The sequence below is a fragment of the Tenacibaculum sp. SZ-18 genome (assembly GCF_002813915.1).
Lineage (GTDB): Bacteria > Bacteroidota > Bacteroidia > Flavobacteriales > Flavobacteriaceae > Polaribacter.
The window spans coordinates 737,393-763,583 of the sequence record NZ_CP019335.1 but is presented as its reverse complement, the minus strand read 5'-3'; the positions used below and the strand labels follow the sequence as shown (position 1 = coordinate 763,583).

The 26,191-nt window shown below is 29.9% G+C and carries 18 protein-coding genes; 11 read left to right on the top strand and 7 right to left on the bottom strand.

The features are described 5' to 3' along the window. Window positions 1–30: 30 nt before the first annotated feature. Both BTO06_RS03420 and BTO06_RS03415 read right to left on the bottom strand, forming a co-directional pair. Window positions 31–1,035 (bottom strand): potassium channel family protein, encoded by a 1,005-nt coding sequence (locus BTO06_RS03420; protein ID WP_100923976.1) that lies wholly within the window; start codon window positions 1,033–1,035, stop codon window positions 31–33. Further along, window positions 1,032–1,253, bottom strand: coding sequence for a PspC family transcriptional regulator (locus tag BTO06_RS03415; RefSeq protein WP_100923975.1), 222 nt, complete (start codon window positions 1,251–1,253; stop codon window positions 1,032–1,034). Before BTO06_RS03415 ends, BTO06_RS03420 begins: the two co-directional genes overlap by 4 nt. Before the next feature lie 117 nt (window positions 1,254–1,370). Between BTO06_RS03415 and uvrA the strand changes: the two genes are divergently transcribed. Then, complete coding sequence (gene uvrA, locus BTO06_RS03410) at window positions 1,371–4,193, top strand: excinuclease ABC subunit UvrA (RefSeq protein WP_100923974.1); 2,823 nt, start codon at window positions 1,371–1,373, stop codon at window positions 4,191–4,193. A 126-nt stretch (window positions 4,194–4,319) separates the two neighbouring features. On the opposite strand, the gene BTO06_RS03405 is transcribed toward uvrA, so the two are convergent. Together BTO06_RS03405 and BTO06_RS03400 are read right to left on the bottom strand one after the other, a co-directional pair. Beyond that, a complete protein-coding gene (locus BTO06_RS03405; protein ID WP_100923973.1) occupies window positions 4,320–5,117 on the bottom strand; it encodes a tetratricopeptide repeat protein in 798 nt (265 codons plus the stop codon). After that, window positions 5,114–5,674, bottom strand: coding sequence for an RNA polymerase sigma factor (locus BTO06_RS03400; protein ID WP_100923972.1), 561 nt, complete (start codon window positions 5,672–5,674; stop codon window positions 5,114–5,116). The genes BTO06_RS03405 and BTO06_RS03400 overlap by 4 nt, the downstream gene beginning before the upstream one ends. Window positions 5,675–5,777: 103 nt before the next feature. On the opposite strand from BTO06_RS03400, the gene BTO06_RS03395 reads away from it, so the two are divergent. The 3 genes from BTO06_RS03395 (at window position 5,778) to BTO06_RS03385 (ending at window position 11,776) form a co-directional block, all read left to right on the top strand. Further along, a complete protein-coding gene (locus BTO06_RS03395) occupies window positions 5,778–6,197 on the top strand; it encodes a hypothetical protein (RefSeq protein ID WP_100923971.1) in 420 nt (139 codons plus the stop codon). 2 nt (window positions 6,198–6,199) lie between these two features. Next, a complete protein-coding gene (locus BTO06_RS03390; protein ID WP_100923970.1) occupies window positions 6,200–8,893 on the top strand; it encodes a CHAT domain-containing protein in 2,694 nt (897 codons plus the stop codon). Between the two features lie 180 nt (window positions 8,894–9,073). Continuing rightward, window positions 9,074–11,776 (top strand): CHAT domain-containing protein, encoded by a 2,703-nt coding sequence (locus BTO06_RS03385; protein WP_100923969.1) that lies wholly within the window; start codon window positions 9,074–9,076, stop codon window positions 11,774–11,776. A gap of 272 nt (window positions 11,777–12,048) precedes the next feature. Here the strand turns inward: BTO06_RS03385 and BTO06_RS03380 are convergent, their stop codons facing one another. Then, window positions 12,049–14,511, bottom strand: a complete 2,463-nt coding sequence (locus BTO06_RS03380; RefSeq protein WP_157811720.1) for a hypothetical protein — start codon at window positions 14,509–14,511, stop codon at window positions 12,049–12,051. 271 nt (window positions 14,512–14,782) lie between these two features. Between BTO06_RS03380 and BTO06_RS03375 the strand changes: the two genes are divergently transcribed. From BTO06_RS03375 to BTO06_RS03365, 3 genes are all read left to right on the top strand, one after another. Further along, window positions 14,783–15,490, top strand: coding sequence for a TIGR00730 family Rossman fold protein (locus BTO06_RS03375; protein WP_100923967.1), 708 nt, complete (start codon window positions 14,783–14,785; stop codon window positions 15,488–15,490). Window positions 15,491–15,794: 304 nt separating this feature from the next. After that, the gene (locus BTO06_RS03370) at window positions 15,795–18,371 is read left to right on the top strand and encodes an aminopeptidase (protein ID WP_232731505.1); all 2,577 of its coding nucleotides are present in this window, start codon (window positions 15,795–15,797) and stop codon (window positions 18,369–18,371) included. Between the two features lie 117 nt (window positions 18,372–18,488). Beyond that, window positions 18,489–20,942, top strand: a complete 2,454-nt coding sequence (locus BTO06_RS03365; RefSeq protein ID WP_100923966.1) for an alpha-ketoacid dehydrogenase subunit alpha/beta — start codon at window positions 18,489–18,491, stop codon at window positions 20,940–20,942. 79 nt (window positions 20,943–21,021) lie between these two features. On the opposite strand, the gene BTO06_RS03360 is transcribed toward BTO06_RS03365, so the two are convergent. Together BTO06_RS03360 and BTO06_RS03355 are read right to left on the bottom strand one after the other, a co-directional pair. After that, window positions 21,022–21,783 carry an SH3 domain-containing protein gene (locus BTO06_RS03360; protein ID WP_100923965.1) on the bottom strand — a complete coding sequence of 254 codons (762 nt, stop codon included), beginning with the start codon at window positions 21,781–21,783 and terminating at the stop codon, window positions 21,022–21,024. A gap of 66 nt (window positions 21,784–21,849) precedes the next feature. After that, entirely contained in the window at window positions 21,850–23,142 is a 1,293-nt protein-coding gene (locus BTO06_RS03355) for a DUF2851 family protein (protein ID WP_100923964.1), read from the bottom strand. Window positions 23,143–23,354: 212 nt separating this feature from the next. On the opposite strand from BTO06_RS03355, the gene BTO06_RS03350 reads away from it, so the two are divergent. The 4 genes from BTO06_RS03350 to BTO06_RS03340 all read left to right on the top strand — a co-directional run bounded on the left by BTO06_RS03350 (window position 23,355) and on the right by BTO06_RS03340 (window position 26,167). After that, complete coding sequence (locus BTO06_RS03350; protein ID WP_100923963.1) at window positions 23,355–23,987, top strand: NAD(P)H-dependent oxidoreductase; 633 nt, start codon at window positions 23,355–23,357, stop codon at window positions 23,985–23,987. Between the two features lie 93 nt (window positions 23,988–24,080). Then, complete coding sequence (locus BTO06_RS03345; RefSeq protein ID WP_100923962.1) at window positions 24,081–25,523, top strand: sodium:solute symporter; 1,443 nt, start codon at window positions 24,081–24,083, stop codon at window positions 25,521–25,523. Further along, window positions 25,516–25,680 (top strand): hypothetical protein, encoded by a 165-nt coding sequence (locus tag BTO06_RS18650; RefSeq protein ID WP_198517126.1) that lies wholly within the window; start codon window positions 25,516–25,518, stop codon window positions 25,678–25,680. The genes BTO06_RS03345 and BTO06_RS18650 overlap by 8 nt, the downstream gene beginning before the upstream one ends. Beyond that, window positions 25,670–26,167: a cupin domain-containing protein gene (locus BTO06_RS03340; protein WP_100923961.1), complete on the top strand. Its 498-nt coding sequence runs from the start codon at window positions 25,670–25,672 to the stop codon at window positions 26,165–26,167. The genes BTO06_RS18650 and BTO06_RS03340 overlap by 11 nt, the downstream gene beginning before the upstream one ends. Window positions 26,168–26,191 lie beyond the last annotated feature (24 nt).

The following is a 26,191-nucleotide window of genomic DNA, read 5'->3' as shown; positions in this document are numbered from 1 at the left end:
GTTTTTCTAGTTAAAACTGATGTTTCTTTACTAAAATAACGCTCGTAATTCGTTGATTTGCTCGGGTCTTCCGAGTACGATTAAATTCCCTCCAGCCTCTAGTTTCAAAGAAGCTTCAGGGTTGATAATATACTCATTATCTGATGTTTTATATCCAATAACAGTACATCCCGTTTTTCTTCTCAAGTCTAAATCTAAAATTGTTTTGTTTAGATATTCTTTTGGTAAATCGTTAATTTCAATGTCTTCTAAATTTGCAGTTGCACCTCCCTCAATAGTTAAACGATCAACAAACTCGATAACATCTGGAGTAACAACAAGTGACGCCATGTGAGCGCCACCTAACTTATCTGGCATAATTACGTTACTCGCACCTGCAATTTTAAGTTTACTATACGTAGTTTCCTTGCTTGCCCTGCTTATGATTTTGCATTCTTTGTGCAGCTGATTAGCCGTAAGAACAACAAATAAATTATCAGCATCTGAAGGTAAAGCAGTTATTAAAAACTTCGCTTTTTTAATCCCTGCCCTTAAAAGAGTTTCGTCTGAAGTTCCATCACCTTCTATATTCAACACACCCTGTTCATCTAATTCTTTGATCAACTCCTTGTCTTTTTCAATAATTACCACCTTTCGCTTATAACTTTTTAATTTAGCCAAGGCTTGTTTTCCATTTCTACCGTAACCACAAACAATAGTGTGACCATCAAGTTGTTCAATTTGTTTTTGCACTCGCTTTATTTTAAGTTGTTCAAAAAAATCGCCACTTATTAAGTATTCCGAAAAAGAAGATACTGCGTATCCAAAAGTAAAGAGGCTTGATAAAATTAAAAATATTGTAAAAACTTTTTCCTCTGAAGTGAAAGGATGTACTTCACCAAACCCAACAGTAGTTATCGTAATTACCGTCATGTAAAACGCATCAACAAAAGAATAACCGAATAAAGCTAAATATCCTACTATTCCAATTAAAAAAGTTAACGAGGTAAAAAAAATAGCTTTGTAAAGACGTGATTTCAGTACTATTCGAATCATAAATCAAAAACAGAAGTTCTTTTTGTGTAGATTCTATCTTTTAACCTGAGTAAAAAGGCAATTACAAGATATAATGCAAAGGATAAACCAACAGTAACAAATGAAATGTAAATGAAAAACAATCTTACATTCACAGCTCTCATGCCTAGGCGATCTGCTAATCTCGATGAAACATCAAAACCATTTCTTTCAAAAAAATATCTAATACCATTAATCATACCCTCAATGTTTACTTTACTGCAAGATACATTTTAATTTTAATAATCAATTATCCGAGCAACTGATAAAAATAAATTAGTATTTGGTATTTTTGCATTTCTCGCAAAATCACAAAATTGAAAGAAGAATTCATTGAAGTTTACGGAGCCAGAGCTCACAACTTAAAAAACATAGACGTTAAAATTCCAAGAGAAAAACTTGTTGTTATAACTGGTTTAAGTGGAAGTGGTAAATCATCATTAGCTTTTGATACTATTTATGCAGAAGGTCAAAGAAGATATATAGAAACATTTTCAGCTTATGCTCGTCAGTTTTTAGGTGGACTGGAACGACCAGATGTTGATAAAATTGAAGGACTGTCACCGGTAATTTCTATTGAACAAAAAACTACTAACAAAAGTCCACGATCAACGGTAGGAACCATTACTGAGATTTATGATTTCTTACGTTTATTATTTGCTCGTGCTTCTGATGCATACTCCTACAATACCGGCGAGAAAATGGTGAGTTATTCAGACGAACAAATTAAAGAACTGATTCTTAAAGATTTTGATAAAAAAAGAATTGCAGTTTTAGCCCCTTTAATTAAATCAAGAAAAGGACATTATCGTGAGTTATTTGAACAAATCTCTAAGCAAGGATTCTTAAGAGTCCGTGTGGATGGAGAAATTCGCGAGATTGAAAAAGGAATGAAATTAGATCGATACAAAACACACGATATCGAAGTTGTTATTGATCGATTAGTAGTTGACTCTAAATCTGAAAAAAGACTAGAAGAAACTATTAAAACTGCACTTTACACAGGAGATAATATTTTAATGGTAATTGATGTAGATGATGCAAAACCAAGATATTTCTCGAGAGAATTAATGTGTCCTACTTCTGGAATTGCATACCCGAATCCCGAGCCAAATACTTTTTCGTTTAACTCGCCAAAAGGTGCTTGTGAAAAATGTAACGGTTTAGGAATTACAAATGAAGTGAATTTAAAAAAAGTAATTCCTGACGATTCTATTTCAATAAAAAATGGAGGAATTGTTCCTTTAGGAGAACAAAAAAATAGTTGGATTTTTAAACAACTACAAACAATTGCAGAACGTTATAAGTTCAAACTAACGGATCCTATTGCTGCGATTCCAAAAGAAGCACTCGAAATAATTCTTCACGGAGGAAAAGAAACTTTTAAAGTACAATCAAAAGCAGCTGGTGTTACTAGAAGTTACCAGATTGACTTTGAAGGAATTGTATCTTTTATTGAAAACCAATTTAAAAATACCGACAGCTCTTCAATAAAAAGGTGGGCAAAAGGGTTTATGGACGAAATTAAATGTTCTTCTTGTGAAGGTAAACGCTTAAAAAAAGAAGCATTACATTTTAAATTCATTGAGAAAAACATTAGTGATTTAGCTCAAATGGATGTTAAAGAGTTGGCGGAATGGTTTTCTAAAGTTGATAAAAAACTTTCTAAAAAGCAACAAAAAATTGCTTCTGAAATTCTAAAAGAAATTAGAACTCGTATTCAATTTTTATTAGATGTAGGTTTAGATTATTTAACTCTCGATAGAACTTCAAAATCCTTATCCGGTGGAGAAGCTCAACGAATCCGTTTAGCAACTCAAATTGGTTCACAACTAGTTGGTGTTCTTTACATTCTTGACGAACCTAGTATTGGTTTACATCAAAGAGATAATCAAAAATTAATTGATTCTTTAATTAAGCTACGTGATGTTGGAAACTCCGTTTTAGTTGTTGAACATGATGAAGACATGATTAAAAATGCAGATTACGTTCTAGATATTGGTCCTGGTGCTGGTAGACATGGTGGTGAAATTGTAAGTAATGGAACTTTTAAGGAAATGATTTCAGAATCTACATTAACCTCTGATTATCTTTCTAGAAGAAAAACTATCGAAATTCCGAAGGAGCGAAGAAAAGGTAATGGACATAAAATTAAGTTAACAGGAGCCAATGGAAACAATCTGAAAAATGTTTCGGTTGAATTTCCATTAGGTAAAATGATTTGTGTTACTGGAGTTTCTGGAAGTGGAAAATCTACTTTAATAAACGAAACTTTGTATCCAATTTTAAATGCTCACATTTATCGCGGTGTAAAAGAACCAATGCCTTATAAAAAAATCACTGGTTTAGAACATATCGATAAGGTTATCGATATTGATCAATCTCCAATTGGGCGAACACCACGCTCAAACCCTGCAACTTACACTGGTGTATTTAGTGAAATTAGAAGTTTATTTTCTAAAACTCCAGAAGCTTCAATTCGCGGATATAAACCTGGAAGATTTAGCTTTAATGTTAAAGGTGGAAGATGTGAAACTTGTCAGGGTGGTGGATTACGAGTAATTGAAATGAACTTCCTTCCAGATGTTCATGTAGAATGTGAAACCTGTCAAGGAAAAAGATTCAATAGGGAAACATTAGAAATACGATATAAAGGAAAATCAATTTCTGATGTTTTAGAAATGACTATTAATCAAGCTGTTGACTTTTTTGAACATATTCCTAAAATTTATAGAAAATTAAAAACGATACAAGATGTTGGCTTAGGTTATATAACACTCGGACAACAATCGACAACACTTTCTGGTGGAGAAGCCCAACGAATTAAACTAGCTTCTGAACTTTCTAAAAGGGATACAGGAAATACATTTTATATTCTTGATGAACCAACAACTGGATTACATTTTGAAGATATTCGTGTTTTGATGGAGGTCTTAAACAAACTTGCCGACAAAGGGAACACAGTTTTAATTATAGAACACAATTTGGATGTGATAAAATTAGCAGATTACATTATTGATGTTGGTATGGAAGGTGGTAAAGGCGGTGGAACAATCGTAACAACTGGTTCTCCTGAAAAAGTGGCAAAACATAAAACCAGCTACACAGCGAAGTTTCTTAAATTAGAGCTTCATAAATAAGGAAGATTCTAAAACTACAGACGCGATAAATGTAAAGATTCATATTAATTTTACATCGGTGGTAGACAATGTAGTCAAATCATTTTTATGTAGTACATAAAAAAGGAAGCAATGCTTCCTTTCTTTTTATAGTTTATCTAACAATTCTTTGGCTTCTTTACTCTTATAAAAATTATTCTTTATAATCTTTTCCAATAACTCTTTCGAGTCATCAATTTTATTTTTCTTCAAACTAATAAGAGCTTTATACCAGTACGCTTTTTCTGCATCAATTAAATTACTTGTTGCTAATTCATTTAAAATACCAATGGCATTATCATAATTTTTTAACTCAGTCTCAGCTAATGCAGCATAAATATAGGCTCCGCTAACTTCTTTATTGGCATCTAAAAACCTATTAAAAACAGCTAGAGATTCTCTAAACTTCTTTTCTCTAAATAATTTCTCACCTTCGTTCAAAATAGCACCAAAATTATTTGTTCCTCTTTCAACAAAACTGGGTAAACTCTCTAGTGAAGCATATTCGGTATATAATCCATTTGTATCTAATACATTCGGTTCAAACATTGGTTTTAACAAAAAGAAACCAATAAGAACGGATGCTGCGAATCCAGAAATGAAACTAATTATTCTACCTCTACCAACATTATTCGTTTTATGAGATGCCTTTTTGATAACAGCCTTCAAATCTTGAATTTCATCACTTTTAAATAAAGCTTCATATTCGTTGAACTCTTTATTATCAATCTGATCAGCAAAACTCCAACTTTCCTCATTCAAAGCTTCAGAAAGTTGTTTTTCTAATAAATAATGTTGTTTAAAATCGGCGTCACTTTCCAACCTTTCAAGGAAAGCGTTCTGATCTTCTTTCGAAAGCTCGTTACGAAGGAATTTTTCAATTAAAATATCATCTTCTAGTTTCATAGTTCTCGTAATGAATTAAATCTTTGATCCTCTTTAATTAAATCCGTTAATTTCTTTTTACATTTAAAAACACGTTGACGAACCACAGTCTCCGATGTATAATCGGTACTAGCTACAATTTCTGCATACGATAATTTTGCAAAAAACATAGATAAAATCATTTTACAATTTTCAGAAATTCTATCAAGCATTTCAACAAATAATTCTTGTCTTTTTTGCTCAATAATTGCTCTGGCGCTATCATGAGCTTCACTTACTTGTTCAACCACTTCACTGTTTGTTACCCGACTTTTACGACTATTTAATTCTCTTCGCCATAAATTCTTGCAAACTGTGAATAAAAAACCTTCAAAAGTAGATTTTATTCTAATACCTTCCTTTTTATGACGAACTGCTATTTGCAAAAGGGCTTTTTGAAAAATATCTTCAGCATCCTCGGTATTTCCTTTGTTTTGCAAAATAAATCGTTTTACTTGTTTAAAGTTGTTTTCATAAATCTTTGAGATTATTTTAGAATCACCATTGACAAGTGCATCGAGGTAAAAATTTCCATCCATAAAATACTGTTGTTGTGCAAAAATAAAATTTTATATTTTTGCGCGGGGTAACATTTTAGATTTTTAATAACTAAGGTGTAAGGAACATATAAAAATTTAATTTATGAAAATTTTAAAATCAATTTTTTTTGTATTACTAGTGGGTATAACTTTTAGCTTTAGTCATTACTTTCCGGAGCGTAGTATCATAAGCGATAATACAATCTTAATTAATAAAACGACAAACCAAGAGAATCTTGTAACGTTACACTTTCTTCCTGGCACAGATGAATTCCAGAAGGCAACAGAAAGAGATTGGACTTGTTGCAAGTATGGTATTACATTAGGGACAATGATAGAAAAAAATGCCAACTACGAAATTTGGACTTACACGCCCCCTCCTTCTACTACTGGAACCAATAATAACAATTTAGGAGGCACAGGTTCAGATGGTCAAATGCCACCACTACCGTGTAATGGAGGAAATAGAGTAAGTGTACAATTTAATATCGACCGAAACTCTCCTGTATTAACATTTGATTAATTATGAGATTTAGAAGAGCTTTTATAACTTTAATTTCAATGTCCTTTTGCTCTCTCATGACGGCATTAGGGCAAAGCTCTTTTAATTATAATTTATCAACAACTTCAGCAGTTAATTTGAACGAAAAAAAATGTGACAGCACACTAAATTACAGCAATTTAGACGTTCGAGAAAAAATAATATTAGCATTCAATTACTCAAGAGTTTATTACAAAAAACGAAATTTAACATCAGCAATAAAATATGCAAAAATTCAAAATAAATTATCAAACGATGGTTTATACTTTCCTAAACATTATCATAATTCATTTTATCTAATAGGTAAATATTTTATGGAAATGAACGATTTAGATTCCTCCATAGTTTATTTTAACAAAGCACTTAAACTTAATTTTTACCCAAAAAAAATAGGTCAGTCATTATGCCTTTTAGCAAATTGCTATAGGATGAGAGGAGAATTGCATAAGTCGGCTAACTATTACACTAATGGTATTGATTTACTCACAAAAAAAGGTTATTTCTATGATGCTCTAAATTATTCTCTTAGTTTCTCGGCAACATGTAATCAAATTAAAACAAAAGAGTATGCATTACTAGGAATCAAATATTTAGAAAAATCCGACAGTATATTAAATACCAATATTGATTTATCTAATATTATAGAAAAGAGCTACCTGTTTAACAACCTTGGGAACTTTTACTTTTTAAAGGAAAATTACTCATACGAAAAAGCTAGAAAAAATTATCTTAAAGGATTGAAAATTGGGCTTCGAAAAGACAATCACTACTCTTTAGCAGTTTCATGCGGTAATTTAGGAGAACTATATTTAAACGAAGGCTGTGATAGCTCTTTACATTATTTAAATAAAGGTTTAATGCATAGTAATAAGTTGATAAATTATGATAAGAAAGCAATCAAATCTGATATATATAAAGTTATTTCCGAATACCATCGAAAAAACAACGATTTAAAACTGGCTTTAAAAAATGTAAACTATGCTATTAATACGTGTTTTGAAATACCTCTTGAAAAGAATATTGGAATTAAACTTAGCCATTTCAAAAATGCAATTTCCAGAAGAAACATAGTACTAGCTTTTGAGGAAAAACTTAATATTCTAAATTTTCTATATAATAAAACTAAAGATTCCAAATATTTAAAAGAAAGCATCGAAACCGTTAGCACTTGTGACGCCTTTAATAATTATACCATACAAAATAGCACAGAAATAAACACTAAGTTCTTGTGGCGAGATGATGTTTCAGAAATTTATAACTATGGTGTTTTAGCAGCCTATAATTTAAACGATAATGAATTGATGAATTCCATTATCGAAAAAAACAAAGCTTTCCTACTTACTCAAAGTATTAAGGAAAATAACAACCAACTAAATTTACCATATCGAATAAAAACTCAATTAAAAAACTATAAAGAAACTATATTAGAATTAGAAAGCAGAAATAATCAAACTTTAAGAGATTCAATTTTTGAGATTAAACTTTCCTACGATCGCTTTCAAGATTCTATAAAAATCATATATCCTGAGTATTTTGCAAAAAGAAATGACATTCAACCAGTATCACTGAAAAAAGTTAAAAATAATTTAAGTAATAATTCGGTGGTATTGTCATATCATATCGATACTCAGAACAATAATTTATTTGGATTATTTAATTCAAAAAAGGGAAACTATTCTTTTAAAAAGGAAATAGATTCAACGTTTTACAAATTAGCTGAAAATTACAAACAACTAATTTCCAAGCCGCTTACTCAAAAATCAAAATTGCAAGAATTCTATACAACCTCAAACTCTTTATATAGCTATCTTTTCCCTACTAAAGAATCTGAGCAATTCATTGAAAAGAAAAATATTATAGTTATTGCAAATGATATTTTACAGAACATTCCTTTTGAAGCTTTAAATATCAATACTTCTGGTTTAAAATATTTAATTGAAGATCATAACATTAGCTATGCGTATTCTGCTTCGTTTTTAGATTTTAATAATTCACTAGAAAGAAAAACTTCAAAAAATATTGCCGCCTTTGCTCCTATTTCTTTTCAGAATTCAAATTTAAAATCTCTAGATGCAACATCCTCTGAAATCAAAGCAATCGACAACGAAATTGCTACTGATGTTTTTACTCAAACCAACGCTACGAAGAATAACTTTTTAAATACTAGTGGTGATTATAAAATTTTACATTTAGCAACACATGCAACTTCTTCGAATAATCCAGCTATTTATTTTTCGAAGGACACCTTAAAACTTCACGAATTATACACTCACAAAACGAATGCTGACTTAGTAGTTTTAAGTGCTTGTGAAAGTAATTTAGGTGAAATAAAAAAAGGAGAAGGTGTGTTTAGTTTATCACGTGGATTTTTCTACTCTGGAACAAAATCTGTAATTTCATCTCTATGGAATGTTAATGATGTTTCTACTGCTGACATCATGAAAAATTTCTATAAAAATTTAAATAATAACCAATCTAAATCGGAAGCTTTAAATAATGCAAAACGTACTTATTTAAAAGAGCATTCTTTATCAGAGAAATCGCCTTATTACTGGGCTTCTTTCGTGTTAATTGGTGACACCGCTCCAACTTATCCAAGTCCTAATTATCTTATTTATATTTTAAGTTTCATCGGACTTTTTTCAATTATTTTGTTTTTTTTCCAAAAAAGAGGGTAACATATTACTTCTTTATGAACAGTAAGATGAATAATCATAAGGTATTGGTTATTTTAAATTGCTATACGTTCAAAAAAAAATACTATGAAGTTTTGAAAATGAAAAACATAGAAGGTAGTAACTAAGTTGCTACCTTTTTTTATAAATAAAAACTAAATTTGGCAACCATAAACCTATATCTTGAAGAGTTTAAAACAATTTATTTTATTACTTGGGTTACTATTTTTTTCATTCAAAGTAAATAGTCAGGATTTTTCATTTCAAAAATTAATTAAATCAAACTCTTTAACAGAATCAAAAGCAGACAGCATACTAGCTTCTTATAATGATCCATATATTAAAGCTAATACAGCTAAGAAACTTTCTCGAATATTTTATAAAAAAGATTTACCCGATTTTAACCTTGCATATAAATATGGTAAAATTGAAGTTGATATTATAGAAAACAGATCTTTAGAAAAAAATAAAAACTACCATACCTCGGTATATCGATTAGGAATTTACAGCATAAAAAATAGTAAAATCAAAAGAGCTATTCTACATTTTACTCAGGCAAGTAAACTCAACATTGATAAAAAAAGAAAAGGTCAAGCCTTCTGCCAACTAGGAGAACAATTCTATCAGAAAGGTCTTTACCACAAATCAGTTAATTACTACGCTAAAGGATTAAGATTACTAAAAAAACATGGAAAACCTATAAGTTATATTGTCCACAGTATAAATCTAGCAAAAAACGCTAATCGTTTAAACAATCTTTTAGATATAAACATCTGTTTAAAACATCTTAAAACAGCAGAAAAAATATTAGAAGAATCACCTTTAATTGGTTCTTATACAATCAGAGTCTTATTAAATATGGCTTTAGGAAACATCTATCATAAAACTCTTTTCTTTTCTAAAGCTTTACACTACTACAATAAAGTTCTGAAAGAATCAAATAAAAAAGAAGATAAGTTTTATGACGCTCTTACTATTTTGAATATTACTGAGATGAAATTAAAGAGTAAAGCGGATAGCATCCCTTATTATATTGAAACTAGTTTAAAAAAATCAGGTGAATTAATTTATAACGATGAAAATAGCTTCATAATTAACGCAACCTACCTTAATACTTCTAAATACTATTTAAATCAAAAAGATTTTGAATTGTCTATGGAGTATTCAGAAAAAGCAATTAAAAACTATTGTAAGGTTAGTAATGGAGAGCATATTAAAACCAAACACTTAACCTTTAACAAAAACAAAAACAACACCTTAACAGCATTAAAATTGAAAATAAATGCGCTATTTAAACTATATAAGAAAGAACATAAACAAGAATATTTATCTCAAATCATAAAATCTGTAAATATTTCAAATCAATTGGTTGATTTAATTCTAAGCGAGAGTACCGAAACTGTTACCCAACTTTTTTGGAAGAATGATGTCTCTGAAATTTACTCATTTGGAGCACTAGCAGCATATTATTTAAAAGACGATTCTTTGATGCTTAATTATTTAGAGAAAAACAAAGCTTTTCTTCTTACTCAGAGTATTAAACAAAATAATTTAGCCTCACAACTATCCTACAAAATAAAATCAGAAGATCTTTCATTCAGAAAGAATATTATAGAGCTAGAGAACAAAAAATTAGCTAATAATAAGAAGTTACAAGATTCTCTTTTCGACTTAAAATTAAGATATGAAAAATTCCAAGACTCTATAAAAATTGTTTCTCCGGAATATTTCGAGGAAAGAAATAATATTCAACCTATTTCTCTTAAAAATTTATCTTCTAAGTTAAATGAGAAATCCTTAATTATATCGTACGACTTAGTAGAACAATACAATTCTAAGAAATATGATTTATTAGGATTATTTATATCTAAGGACAAATCAACTTCTTTCAAATTAGAATTGGAAGATGAACAATTAAAATTGTTCTCTAAATACAAGCAATTAATTTCAAGACCACTAACAAGAAGAGAAGAATTAGATAAATTCAAAAAGGTATCAAGTAAACTTTATAGTTTCTTATTCCCAAATAAAGAAGTTCTCGATTTAATAAATGATAAAGACTTAGTGTTTATAACAAATGGAGAATTACAAAACATCCCATTTGAGTCTTTGAACACTCAAAAAGACTCACTGAAATATTTAATAGAAGATCATAATATAAGCTACGCATATTCTTCTTCTTTTTTAGATTTTAATAATTCACTAGAAAGAAAAACTTCAAAAAATATAGCAGCTTTTGCTCCTATTTCTTTTCAGAAATCAAATTTAAAATCTCTAGATGCAACGTCCTCTGAAATTGAAGCAATCAACAAAGAAATTTCTACTGATATTTATTCGCAGACCAACGCTACGAAGAATAACTTTTTAAATACTAGTGGCGATTATAAAATTTTACACTTAGCTACACATGCAACTTCTTCGGATAATCCTGCTATTTATTTCTCAAAAGATACTCTAAAACTTCACGAATTATATACTCACAAAACTAATGCAGATTTAGTAGTTTTAAGTGCTTGTGAAAGTAATTTAGGTGAAATTAAAAAAGGAGAAGGTGTATTTAGTTTATCACGCGGATTTTTCTATTCTGGAACAAAATCTGTAATTTCTTCTCTATGGAATGTAAATGATGTTTCTACTGCTGAAATCATGAAAAATTTCTATATAAATTTAATTAATCATCAATCTAAATCAGAAGCTTTAAATAATGCAAAACGTACTTATTTAAAAGAGCATTCTTTATCAGAGAAATCGCCTTATTACTGGGCTTCTTTCGTGTTAATTGGTGACACCGCTCCAACTTATCCAAGTCCTAATTATCTTATTTATATTTTAAGTTTCATCGGACTTTTTTCAATTATTTTGTTTTTTTTCAAAAAAAGAGGGTAACATATTACTTCTTCATGAACAGTAAGGTAAATAATCAATAATCATAAGGTATTGGTTATTTTAAATTGCTATACGTTCAAAAAAATTGCTATGAAGTTTTGAATGTGAAAATTAATAATGATTTTATTTTTTGACCTTAAAAATCATTATAATAAATCGTAAGGTCGGGGGAGAATTTTTATGGAAAAGTAAGGGTAATAAGAGTTGGGTGGCTCTTATTCGTGGAGTGAGGCAGCAACGTGAGTTGCTGCTTTTTACTTTACTGATTTTTTTCAATCATTAACGAAACTTCCTTCATATTTTACTCGAATATAATCCACCGCTATTTCTTGATTATTATGAACAACAAATCCTAAGTCATTTCCGAAGAAGCCTTGAAATGCAGTTTGAAAAACAAAAGCACCGTTTATGTAAAACTTATAAAATCCCTTTTGCTTTTTTACTTTTAATATATTCGATTTATTATTTCCTTTATTTATATAAGAACTACTAGTCCAATCTTTAATTGGAACTTCTATATTACTTATTCTTTTAGAAATCTTGTAAGAACCATTTGAAGAAATATAAAATCTGAAATCGTTCAAATCTTGTTTTCCAAAAATTAAACCATATCCATAATTATTTTTTCCCGCAATCTTATCTAATTTTGTTTGAATTTCAAAATCCTTGTTTGTATCAATGTAATTGTAATCAGAGGTTGCCGCTTCCTTAAAACTACCTTTATGTTTTAAATAATACTTCCCGTTTTTAATTCGGAAGTTTCTTTTATCATCATTTTTTACAAACCAACTATTTCCATTATTATTAAATTGATCACTAAAATGATAACCTGTGCTATCGTAGGTATAACTCTCAACTTTATCAGTTACGGAAGTCGAATTTAACGTAGAAGATGAAATCGTAGAAGTCGTCTTTTTATCCAAATAACCAACACTTAAATAATCAATTGATACTTTTTGACGATTATAAACAACATACCCAAAACGATCTCCAAAAAACTTCGGATAATAATCCGTATATACTTTTTTATCATTGATATAATATTCCAATTTACTTCCTATTTTGACGACTTTTAAAACATTATATCCTCCATTTCCCTTTCTAATTATATCATCTTTTACCCATTTTTTTAAGAAATTATTCTTACCGTCTTTCATTTTATTAATCGAATAAGAACCATTTCCATTTACATAGAATAAATTCTGGTTATTAGAATCTTTTCTTCCGAATAAAATTCCATATCCGTTATTTAAAATTCCGCTTTCTTTTTTCATGTCAGCAAGAATTTTAAAATCTCTTGATGTATCAATGTATTTATCAATAGTGGAAGACCAACCTCCTTTATCTCTTAAATGATCAAAAAAATAGTTTCCATTCTTCAACTCAAATTTCACACTTTCATTACTATCTAAAGACCAGTTATTTTTGTTATTGTAATAACCATCAAATAAGATGATTTCGTTTACAACATGTTTATTAATTGAATTTGATGAACCAGTGCCTCCCCGTACATTTTCTTTACTAGCAGTTGTTGAATTAGCTTTTGCGTAAAAAATACTTAAATATCCTATTTTAACAGTTTGTTTATCATAGACTGTAAATCCGACTCGATTTCCGTAAAATTTGGTTGAAAAACTCGTAAAAACCAAACTATTATTAATGTAAAACTTATAAGCGTCCTTCTTTTTTTGAATTTTAAGATAGTTAACGACATTATCTCCAGTTTTAATAAACGATGATTTTGTCCAGTTCTTGGGATAGGTTCTAACGCCATTCTTATATTGAACAATTTTATAAGATCCATTACTAGAAATTAAAAAATGATTTTGATTATCATTATCTTTTTTTCCGAAAGTAATTCCAAATCCATTATTACTAATTCCAGCAACTTTTTTAATCTGTGCTGAAATTCTAAAATCTCTCGAAGTATTAATATATTTATTAATTGTTGAAGACCATCCTCCAGAACTTCTTCTATGATTCATTACGTAATTACCTCCTTCAACTGCTAACCTAGCGTTTGAATCATCTTGTTCAGACCAATCATTTACATTACTATTATATCCTTCAAATAAAATAGTTTTTCCCTTTGGAGTTGAATTTAATGAAGTTGTTGAAGAACTATTATTATACTTTACTCTTAAGTAATCCACCGCTATCTTTTGATTTCTATACACACGAATAGCCATTTTTCTTCCCTTAAGCGACTTAAAATCCATCATGTAAACGCGAGTATCATTAATGTAAAAAGTAATCATACTTCCTGTCTTCTTGACCTTTAAATCATTGGTTTTAACTCCTTTTGCTATCGCAGAAGATCTGGTCCAAGACTTTATGTTTTTGAACTTCGATTGGGTTGTTGATTCTGCCACACGGTAATATCCTGTTGATGTAAATGCAAATTCTGAATAATTGCTCTCATCTTCATAATCATACAAAAAAGAAATTCCATAATCCGTTTCTCCGAAAACCTTTTTAATTGAAGTTGTAAATTCAAAATCTCTGGATGTATTTATCGTGAAACTCCTTGTAGTAAACTCTCGAAATCCTGTCTGCTTTTTGTGTTCAAAATAGTACATTCCATTGGACACATATAGCGCTCGAATATCATTGTTATCTCTAGTCCAATTTCCTTGACTATTAAAATCTTCCTGATAAATTTGAGCCATTACCGAAGTGGTCAAAACAAAGAAAAGGGCACAAAATAATTGTCGATGTAAAGTAGTACTTCTCATATAATTTTACTGATATTCCCTCACTAAATTTAGATAATCCTCAAGTAATTAACAAATCAAATTACTTACAAACAACAATTTAATCACAGCAATACCAAAAGGTATAATAGTATTTTTCTTTTTATGGGAATAGATGATTCTTTTTCTAAAAAAAGAAGTAAATTAGCAGGCTTGTTTTTTAACACCCAATTAAATTAACTTTAATAGGTATTTCGAAAAAGAAGAAATTGTATTAATAACCGCTATTAACGAAGGCGAAAAAATTTAGATTATGACAAACGACGATAGAAAGATTCGCGAGAAACTACAACAAAAAACCTGGAACGAGATTAAAACAAATGACTCGTGGGCTATTTTTAAAATAATGGCAGAGTTTGTAGACGGTTATGAGCGCTTAAGTAAAATTGGACCATGTGTTTCTATTTTTGGATCTGCGAGAACAAAACCTGAACATAAATATTATAAGTTAGCCGAAGAAGTGGCTTACCAATTAACACAAAGCGGATTTGGAGTCATTACTGGTGGTGGACCAGGTATTATGGAGGCAGGTAATAAAGGTGCTAATCGTGGAAAAGGAACCTCTGTTGGATTAAATATTGAATTACCATTCGAACAACATGATAATCCTTGGATTGATCCTGGTAAAAGTTTAGATTTTGATTATTTCTTTGTTAGAAAAGTAATGTTCGTAAAATACTCACAAGGTTTTGTAGTAATGCCAGGTGGTTTTGGAACATTAGATGAACTTTTTGAAGCAATCACTTTAATACAAACACATAAAATTGGACGTTTCCCAATTGTTTTAGTGGGAAAAAGTTTCTGGGGAGGTTTATTAGACTGGATTAAAAACACATTATTAGAAGAAGGAAATATTAGCGCGGAAGACCTCAATTTATTTAGAGTGGTTGATACTGCCGAAGAGGCTGTAGAACATTTCAATAAATTCTATGCTAAATATCAATTAAAGCCAAACTTCTAATTAATAAAAAAATAAAGTTATCTTTCAACTCGTTGTTAAAAGCAACGAGTTTTTTATTTTGAAAATTAACAAAGCACTACATATAATATTAATCCTAGTACCGTTTTTTGTAATTTCACAAGAACATCTTGTTCAAATAAAAGCCAATCTAGACACACTAGACCACACTTTACATATAGAACAAAAGATCACCTTTTATAACAAGACAAATAATAATCTTAAGAAAATTTACCTTCATAATTGGGCCAATAGCTTTAAAGGAAATGAAACTCCACTTGGTAAACGGTTAATAGAAGACTATAAGATGAACTTCTATTTTGCAGAAGACAGTGAGAGAGGATTTTCTAAAATTTATTCACTTAAAAGTGATTCAAGGGATTTGAATTGGCAAACACTAAAAAAACAAGGCGATATACTTGAAATTAATCTTAATTCTGAATTAAAACCTAAAGAAAGTATTCAAATAAATGCTAATTATGCGGTAAAAATACCAAAAGTTCAATATACTGGATATGGTAGAACTAAAAATGGCTATCACTTACGATTTTGGTATCTAACACCAGCAGTATATCAGAACGGTTGGCAATTAATGAGTAATTTAAACATGGATGACTTATTTGAAGATGTTGCCAATTACACTCTTGAATTATCTATTCCAAAAAAGTTTCACCTACAAAGTAATCTGTATCAATACCTTACAATAAATCATGAAACTCATGATTATTATTTAATTGGAAACCAGCGTAAAGACATTATACTTAATATAAATTCAAACCAAAAAAAATTTAAAACTTTTAAGTTAAAAGAAAGAGTTATAAAAACAGACATTTATAACAATAAAATAACGTATAATACGACTAATGAAATTATAAAGCGTCAAATTTCATTTATTGAAAATTATATAGGAAAACATCCACATACTGAAATATTAGTTGATGCAAATACCGTTAATAAAAATTCGTTACGTGATTTATATGGTATCCCTGACTGGCTGAAACCTTATCCTGAAAACTTTAAGTGGGAATCACGATTTTTCAAAGCTTTAGTAAGTAAATATATAGATGATGTATTATTATTTAACAAGAGAAATGATTACTGGTTAACTGAAGGAATCCAAACATTTTTGATGATGGAATACATTAATAAGTATTATCCAGATGTTACTGTTTTCGGTCGATTTTCTAATTTATGGGGATTTAGAGGGTACAACCTAGCTAAGCTAAAACAAAACGATAAATATCCTTTCTTATATCAGTTTAGTGCTCGTCGATTTTTCGATCAAGCTTTAACTACTCCAGCAGATTCCCTTTCAAACTTTAATAGAAAAGTTGTAAGTCCATATAAAGCAGGTTTAGGAATGCGATACTTACAAGATTTTATTGGAGACAGCTCTTTAATAAGTTCTTTTAAAGAGTTTTATAAAAACTATAGATTAAAAATTACCAATTCTACGGCTTTTAAAAAAGTTATTATAAATAACACAGATAAAAATTTAGAATGGTTTTTTAACGACTACATAAAAACGAGTAAAAAAATTGACTATAAAATCAAGAAAGTTAAGTTTTTAAAAAATGAAGACTCCGTTGAAGTTACGATTAAAAACAAGCGAAATATTACTGCTCCGATATCATTATACACTGTGAAAGACAAACAGTTTAAAACTAAAATTTGGGTTACAGGGGTGGATAGTACAAAAACCATAAAATTCAAAGCAGATGGCTATGACAAACTTGCCTTAAATTACGAACAAATTTATCCTGAATATAATTCGTTAAACAACTTTAAAAACATTAATAATTCTATTATCAGCAAACCTCTTCAGTTTAGATTTTTAAAAGACATTGAGGATCCGTATTATAATCAGATATTTTACAATCCAAACATAAAGTATAATTTATATGACGGAATTATTCTGGGAGTAAATTTCAATAATCGCCCTGTAATTAAACACAATTTTGAATTTAGTTTAACTCCTAATTACGCATTTAAAAGTCAAAATTTAACTGGCTCTTTCTCCTTTGCATATGATCAATTCTTCGAGAAAACTAAAATTTATAAAATTAGATATGGTATTGCAGGAAGCAATTTTCACTACGCTCCAGAATTATCGTACAATACGTTTTACCCTTTTGTAAGCATTCAATTTAAAAGAAATACCTTACGTGATGTTGGTACAAAATCCATTTTATCAAGGATTGTTTATGTTAATAGAGAAATTCAGCCAAACCAGCAAGCCATAGAAAGTGATAGATATAACATTTTAAATTTCAGATATATTTACAGTAAACCAAATGTTATAAGACGATTACAATATGCTATAAACGCTGAATTAGGTAACAACTTTACAAAACTATCTACAGACATTAGATACCTAAAATTTTTTGATAAAAAACGTAGTTTTAACCTACGGTTTTTTGGAGGTTTTTTTCTTACTAATAATTCTGATGGTGATTATTTTAGTTTTGGATTAAATCGTAGTTCGGATTATTTATTTGAACAAACCCTATTCGGACGTTCTGAAAGCACAGGTTTATTTAGTCAGCAATTTGTAATTTCCGATGGAGGTTTTAAATCTTTTTATAATCAACCATCATTCGCTAATCAATTAATGTTATCTGCCAATACAAGTGTTAGTATTTGGCGTTGGGTGGAAGCTTATAATGATGCCGCAATACTTAAAAGCAAAAACGAAAACCCAAGGTTCTTTTATGAAAACGGAATTCGTTTAAACTTCGTTCCCAACATTTTAGAGTTATATTTCCCTGTTTATACAAACGAAGGATTTGAAGTTACGGATAACGCTTATCCTAGTAAAATTCGTTTTGTAATTACCTCAAGCTTAGACAGGATTTACAATTTTATCCGCCGAGGATTATTGTAGAAAATTCAATGGAATCCTAAAAAACACTTTTTTTTTACGATTTTATCAATAAAAACATCGATTTTTAAAATTCATTTAAAAAAACTATCTTTGTTGAAACCAACAAAAAGTTTATTTATGAGCCAAAGTGTAGGAATTTCAAATCCACAAAAATTATCGTTTGAAGACTTTAAAAATGAAGTATTAAATGATTATAAAATCGCCAGATTGAGCAGAGAATGTAGTTTGCTTGGAAGAAGAGAGGTTTTAACTGGTAAAGCTAAATTTGGAATTTTTGGTGATGGTAAAGAAGTCCCTCAATTAGCGATGGCTAAAGCCTTTAAAAATGGAGACTTCAGATCTGGTTACTACAGAGATCAAACTTTTATGATGGCAATTGGTGAGTTAAATGCTCAACAATTTTTTGCTGGTTTGTATGCGCATACTGATATTGTGCAAGAACCAATGTCAGCTGGAAGACAAATGGGGGGGCATTTTGCCACACATTCTTTAGATGAAAATGGAAACTGGAAGAATTTAACTGCTCAAAAGAATTCATCTTCTGACATCTCTCCTACTGCAGGACAAATGCCTAGATTACTAGGTTTAGCACAAGCATCTAAAATTTACCGCAATGTAGAAGAATTAAAAGATTTTACTAATTTTTCTGAAAAAGGAAATGAAGTAGCTTGGGGTACCATTGGAAATGCAAGTACAAGTGAAGGTCTATTCTTCGAAACAATAAATGCTGCTGGTGTATTACAAGTACCAATGGTTATGAGTGTTTGGGATGATGAATACGGTATTTCTGTTCATGCACGACACCAAACAACAAAGGAAAGTATCTCTGAAATTCTGAAAGGTTTCCAAAGAGAAAATGATACAAATGGTTATGAAATTTTCGTAGTTAATGGTTGGGACTACGTAAAATTAATTGACACCTATAATAAAGCTGCTGAAATTGCAAGAGAACAACACGTTCCTGTTTTAATTCATGTTAAAGAATTAACACAACCACAAGGACATTCAACTTCGGGATCTCACGAAAGGTATAAGTCTAAAGAGAGATTGGAATGGGAAAAAGAGTTTGATTGTATTTCGCAAATGAGAAAATGGATTCTTGAGTTTGAATTAACAGATGATCAAGGTGATGTTTTACGTTTTGTTGAAAGCGAAGATGAATTAACAGCACTAGATAAAAAAATTAAAAAAGAAGTAAGTACAGCAAAGCGCGATGCTTGGAATAGCTTCATTAATGAAATTAAATCTGAAGTTGTTTCTGCAACTACTCTTTTAGAGAAAGTTGCTTCAAAAAGTAGTAACAGTTCTTTCATTACAAAATATAAGAATGATTTAGCAGGAGTTTCTGAGCCTATCCGAAAAGATATTTTAACGGCTTGTAGAAAAACATTACGATTAATTCGTGATGAGAACTTCATTGAGAAAATTGCATTACAAAACTTTATTAAAGAAAGTATTGAAAATGCTTACACTAAATATTCTTCTCATTTATTAAATGACAACACAAATTCTGTTGTTAACAAGGCGGCAGTAGAACCAACCTACGATTCAGAAAAAAACATTGTTGATGCTCGTATTATTATGAGAGATAACTTTGATGCTATATTGGAAAAATATCCTGAAGTTCTTGTTTTTGGTGAAGATGCAGGTTATATCGGAGATGTAAATCAAGGATTGGAAGGATTACAAGAAAAGTTCGGAGAACTAAGAGTTACTGACACAGGAATTAGAGAAGCTACAATTATAGGTCAAGGAATTGGAATGGCTATGAGAGGATTACGTCCTATTGCAGAAATCCAATATTTAGATTATTTACTGTACGCATTACAAATCATGAGTGATGATTTAGCTACCTTACGTTATAGAACTTTCGGAAAACAAAAAGCTCCATTAATCATTCGTACTCGTGGTCATCGTTTAGAAGGAATTTGGCATGCTGGTTCTCCAATGGGAGGAATTATTAATAATGTTAGAGGAATTCATGTTTTAGTTCCTAGAAACATGACAAAAGCTGCTGGTTTTTACAATACTTTATTAGAAGGTGATGATCCTGCTTTAGTTGTGGAATGTTTAAACGGTTACCGTTTAAAAGAAGAATTACCAAACAATTTAGGTGAATTTAAAACTCCAATTGGTGAAGTTGAAGTAATTAAAGAAGGAACTGATATCACCATATTGTCTTATGGATCAACGTTAAGATTAGTAGAGGAAGCTGCTAAGGATTTACAACAAGTTGGAATTAATGCTGAAATAGTAGATGCTCAGAGTTTATTACCTTTCGATAAAAATCACGACACTGTAAAATCACTAGCTAAAACGAATAGATTATTAGTGGTTGATGAAGATGTTCCTGGTGGAGCTTCAGCTTACTTATTACAACAAGTTCTTGAAAATCAAAATGGATATGTTCATTTAGATAGTAAACCAGAAACCTTAAGTGCCAAAGCACATAGACCTGCGTACGGAACTGATGGAGATTACTTCTCGAAGCCTTCAACGGAAGATATCTTCGAAAAAGTATATGAAATTATGCATGAAGCAAATCCGACGCAATTTAAAAGTTTATATTAGAAGAAAGTCATCAAAAAATAATCAAATAAAAAAGCCAGTTTTTAACTGGCTTTTTTATTTGATTATGCAGAGAATTAAATTATTCCTCAACTTTTACATCTTGAACATCAATCTCTTTATTCTTTGATTCGTAATCTTGAATTTTTTGCTTTAATAAATCCATAAAAGAAGCACCAGCAAAATCAGAGTTATCTACGATCTCTTTCAATGCGACGATTCTATCACTCATTGTTTCTTGAACCATTGCTTGACCCGCAAATTTCGCCACAGCAATATCAACTTGCTTCTCAGAAATATTAGCAGACTTCACCCATACCTCTTCGATATATTTTCCTTCGGCTCTTTTTCCTTTTACTTGAGCCCAGTCGTCTTGAGTAGAAACTACTGCAACAATATCCATTGGACTATATTTAGTATCCGTTTTAGTTAATAAGTCTGGACGCTTATATACATTCGCATCTTGTAACATAACTCCCACTTTACTATCAACTGCTAAAAAAGTAGCACGTGACCATCCTTCTTTACCATCGATTAACTTAATTTTAAAATACTCCTTTTTAGAAACTGAATCCATTGTAGATTCACCAGTGAAGTAAACCTTCTCTCCTAAACTCATAGAAGTAACCCACTTTCCTTTTGCATTAGGTGTTTCTCTCACTGATAACTTATCTAAAACGCAAATAGCATCTCCACTTTTGTCCTCAGTTTCAACTACAGGAGCCTCTTCTTTATTAAATTCATTTAACTGATCTTCAGTAGTTTTTTTTGATTTTTCACCTTCAGCACCACAACTTACAAGAATTGTTGAAAGTGAAATGATAGCAACGATTATTTTTTTCATTTTAAATTGATTTAAGTAACAAATATATAATTTAATTCTTAAGTTAATTTTTAGCAAAAGATAAACTTATGTACCATAACTAGAATTATTGAACCTAATAAGTTTATCTCCAATAGCACATTCAAAACATTTTTTATCATCACAATAATTATTCTTCAATTGTAATAATGCTTGTGACTTCAATGCATTATCTGATTGAATTTTTATATTTTCAAACTGAGAAATAATTGAATTTTTTTCTGATTTCATCGATCTTACTAAATTCAAAATTTCTTCATCTATAAATTCACCTCGTTTTTTGTAATAAACGAATTTTAAAGGAATAATTGTATTTATTATTAAAAGATCAATAAAATTTCTAGATAATTTTTTCAAGGAGAACTTTGATTCTTTCTCAAATGTATAATGCGTATTCCAAAAAGAATTCAACTCTACTGTAAAGAATGTATAAATAGATTCAATTGTAGTTTTATTCAAAAGTTCACTAAAAAGATTTTGATGTCGTATGTACAATGCTCCAAGTTGCGCTATTCTAATTGTTGGAAAATTATTTGGCCGCATTCTAAAAAATTGGAAATGATTTTTTGAAATCGATCGTAGTTTAAATTTGTGTCTTAAATAATGATACTCCTGTTTTAGGGACTTAAAATAGTTATCTGGTACATCATCCTGTAAAAACCCAGCCTGACCGAATAATAAAGCAAATAAGGCTAACTCATTATCACTTGTTTTTCGTATAATTTTAAAATCAAAAGATTTTGATAATCTTAAAAAAGCCTCACTATTTACTTTCAGTCCAAAATTCTTAGCCAACATTTGAAACAAAACAGCTTCATAATCATTCTTCGAATCTTCCAATAATTGTACAATAAACATTAACTTCTCCTCTAACCTTTCAAAAAACAATCTTTCTAACCAATTATCTATTAGAAATGAATCAATTTGTCCAATTTGATTTTCACAAGGGATCCAATTCAAGTTACAGGCATACAACGCTGAATAATTGTTTATTATGTCAGAATGAATTTTATTTTTCAATTCTAAAGTTGGAATAGGTCGATTATTTTTCATGTAAATATTAGCATCATTTTCCCAAACAACATGAAGAATTACGGCATCATAATTAACGTCATTTTCATGGCAGTGCAAGTACCAATCAGAAGCTTTTACATGAATTTCAATATTACCATACCAAAGCTGACCATCGATTTCAATTTTGGCGTTTAAAAAATCTGGACCAGAATTCGAATTGTAAACTCCTGAATTGATTACAGAGATTTTTTCTCTTTGAGAACTTTCCAGTTTAGAATGGAGCAATAGTTTATATCGCCACAAATAGTGGAGAAATTTTTCTTTCATAGCATATAATTTTCTTTCAATTTTTCGAATATAAAGTTACATAAAAATTAATAAAGTTAATTTAAAAAGAATTGTGATTATTTTGTTTATTTCTCAATTTTAGTGGATTAAAGTACATATTTAAAATTTAAATATGAGCTTATAAGTTTTTTCAATAATAGCCTGTATGAACAAGACCGTTATATGCGTAACTTAGCGTCAAAATTTAATCAATGAACACAATAAAGAGTTTACAATGGCGGTACGCTGTTAAGAAATTTGACGAAAATAAAACATTAACTAACGAACAAATAAACACATTAAAAGAGGCCTTTAATTTAACCGCAACTTCTTATGGTTTACAACCAATTACATTGTTGGTTATTCAAAATAAAGAAATACAAAAACAATTAGTTGAACATAGCTGGAATCAACAACAAGTTGCTCAGGCATCGCATGTTTTAGTATTATGTGTTCCCGCAGAGCATACCGAAAAGGATATCGAATACTATTTCAACTTGGTGAAAGAAATACGAAATACCCCAGAAGAAATTTTAAATCCATTTAAGGAGTTCTTAATGGGAAATTTCAAACAAAAAACACAAGAAGAATTATATCAATGGAATAAAAATCAAGCATATATCGCATTAGGTAATTTAATGACAGTTTGTGCAATTGAACAAATTGATTCTTGTCCGATGGAAGGTTTTGTTCCAGAAAAATATGACCAAATATTAGATCTTGCTTCTAAAAATCTTAAATCTGTTTTAGTATTACCAGTGGGATACAGAGCTGAAGACGATTTTATGAAAGATTTGAAAAAAGTACGAAAAGAAACTGACGAAACGGTTTTACACATTAATTAAGATTTAATTTTATAATAACACATAAGGGCGTTGTGAGATACATTATCTTTCGCCCTTTTTTCTTTTTATATTAGTGGCTGAAAAATATAAAAAATGCATCCAGTTTATATTCTATTGCTCATTGTAGTGTACTTCAGCGTACTTGTTTTTATTTCTTACATCACAGGAAAGTCTGCAAACAACCAAACCTTTTTTAAAGCTAATAATTCATCTCCTTGGTATTTAGTTGCTTTTGGAATGATTGGAGCTTCTTTATCGGGAGTTACCCTTATTTCTGTCCCAGGTTGGATAGAAAATCAACAGATGAGTTATATGCAAATGGTCTTAGGATATACCGTTGGTTACGCTGTTATTGGTTTAATTTTGCTTCCATTATATTACAAGTTAAACCTGACTTCTATTTACACTTATTTAAAAGATAGGTTTGGGAAATTTTCCTACAAAACAGGAGCTTCATTCTTTTTAATTTCTCGTACTGTAGGCGCTGCTTTTCGTTTATTTTTAGTAGCCAAAGTATTACAATTAATTCTTTTTGACGAATATGGAATCCCTTTCTGGGTTACGGTCACAATAACTATTTTATTAATTTGGTTGTATACTTTTAAAGGAGGAATAAAAACTATCGTATGGACAGACACTTTGCAAACTTTATTTATGCTCATTGCTGTTGGAGTTTGTATTGTAATGATTAAAGATGCCTTACAAATTGAAAGTTTATTCAGTTATATTTCTGACAACAAACTTTCAAAAATATTCTTTTTTGAAGATGTAAAAGCTGGTAATTATTTCTGGAAACAATTTTTCTCTGGGGCTTTTATAGCTATTGTAATGACGGGGTTAGATCAAGACATGATGCAAAAAAATCTTACTTGTAGAAATTTGAAAGATGCTCAAAAAAATATGTTTTGGTTTACAATTGTTTTGGTAATTGTAAACTTTTTCTTCTTAGCATTAGGAGTATTACTTACTGATTATGCAACTGTAAATGAAATCAACGCACACAAAGACAATTTATTCCCAACAATTGCAATGAGTGGAAATTTAGGTTTAGCAACTTCCTTATTCTTTTTATTAGGATTAATAGCGGCGGCCTATTCCAGTGCAGACAGTGCTTTAACCTCTTTAACTACTTCATTCAGTATTGATATTTTAGAGATTGATAAAAAAGAAAATGAGCAAGAAAAAGAACAAATACGAAAGAAAATTCATGTGTTATTCTCCGTCATTTTAATTGCCACAATTTTAGTCTTTAAATATTTTATTGCCAATGATAGTGTTATCGCTAAGATATTTCAATTCGCAGGATATACTTACGGTCCATTATTAGGTTTATATGCATTTGGATTATTCACTAAATTAAATGTGAAAGACAAACTAGTTCCTTATATATGTGTTATTGCACCGGTTCTAACCTATTTAATAAGTGATTACAGTAAAACTAATTTAGGTTTCGACTTTGGATTTTTCGTGTTAATTTTGAACGGTTTCCTAACATTCATTGGACTATTAAGTATTAAAGAAAAAGGACATGCCTAAAAAAGGAAAAGCCAAAAACACCATTAACAAAGCGAAACACACCCGCTTAATGAAACAGAAGGAAAATAAACTTCGGTTAGAAAAACAGCGAACTAAGGAAAGACTAAAAGCTATTATTAAAAAAGCAAACGAAGCTAAAGAACAAAATGAAGATTAACGATATAATTGAAAAGTTTGATTTAAATCAACATCCAGAAGGTGGATATTTTAAAGAAACTTACAGAAGTTCAGGAAGTATTACCAATGAAAATTTAAGTACCGATTTTACAGGCGATAGAAACTATGCTACTGGAATTTACTTTTTACTAACTTCAGATAGTTTTTCTGCATTTCATAAGATTAATCAAGATGAGATGTGGCATTTTTACCTTGGAACAACTTTAAAACTACATATGATTTCTCCAAAAGGTGAGTATTCTTATGTGTTAATTGGTAACAAAATTATTGATAATGAAGTACCTCAATTTGTAGTCCCAGCACAATATTGGTTTGCCGCTGAAGTTTTAGAAAAAAACTCCTACGCATTTACAGGTTGTACGGTAGCTCCTGGTTTCGATTTCAAAGACTTTGTTTTACCTGAAAGAAAAGGGTTAATTGATTTATTTCCACAACACGAGGAAATCATTACGAGACTAACACATTAATAAAAAAAAGTCCTAAGTTTAAAA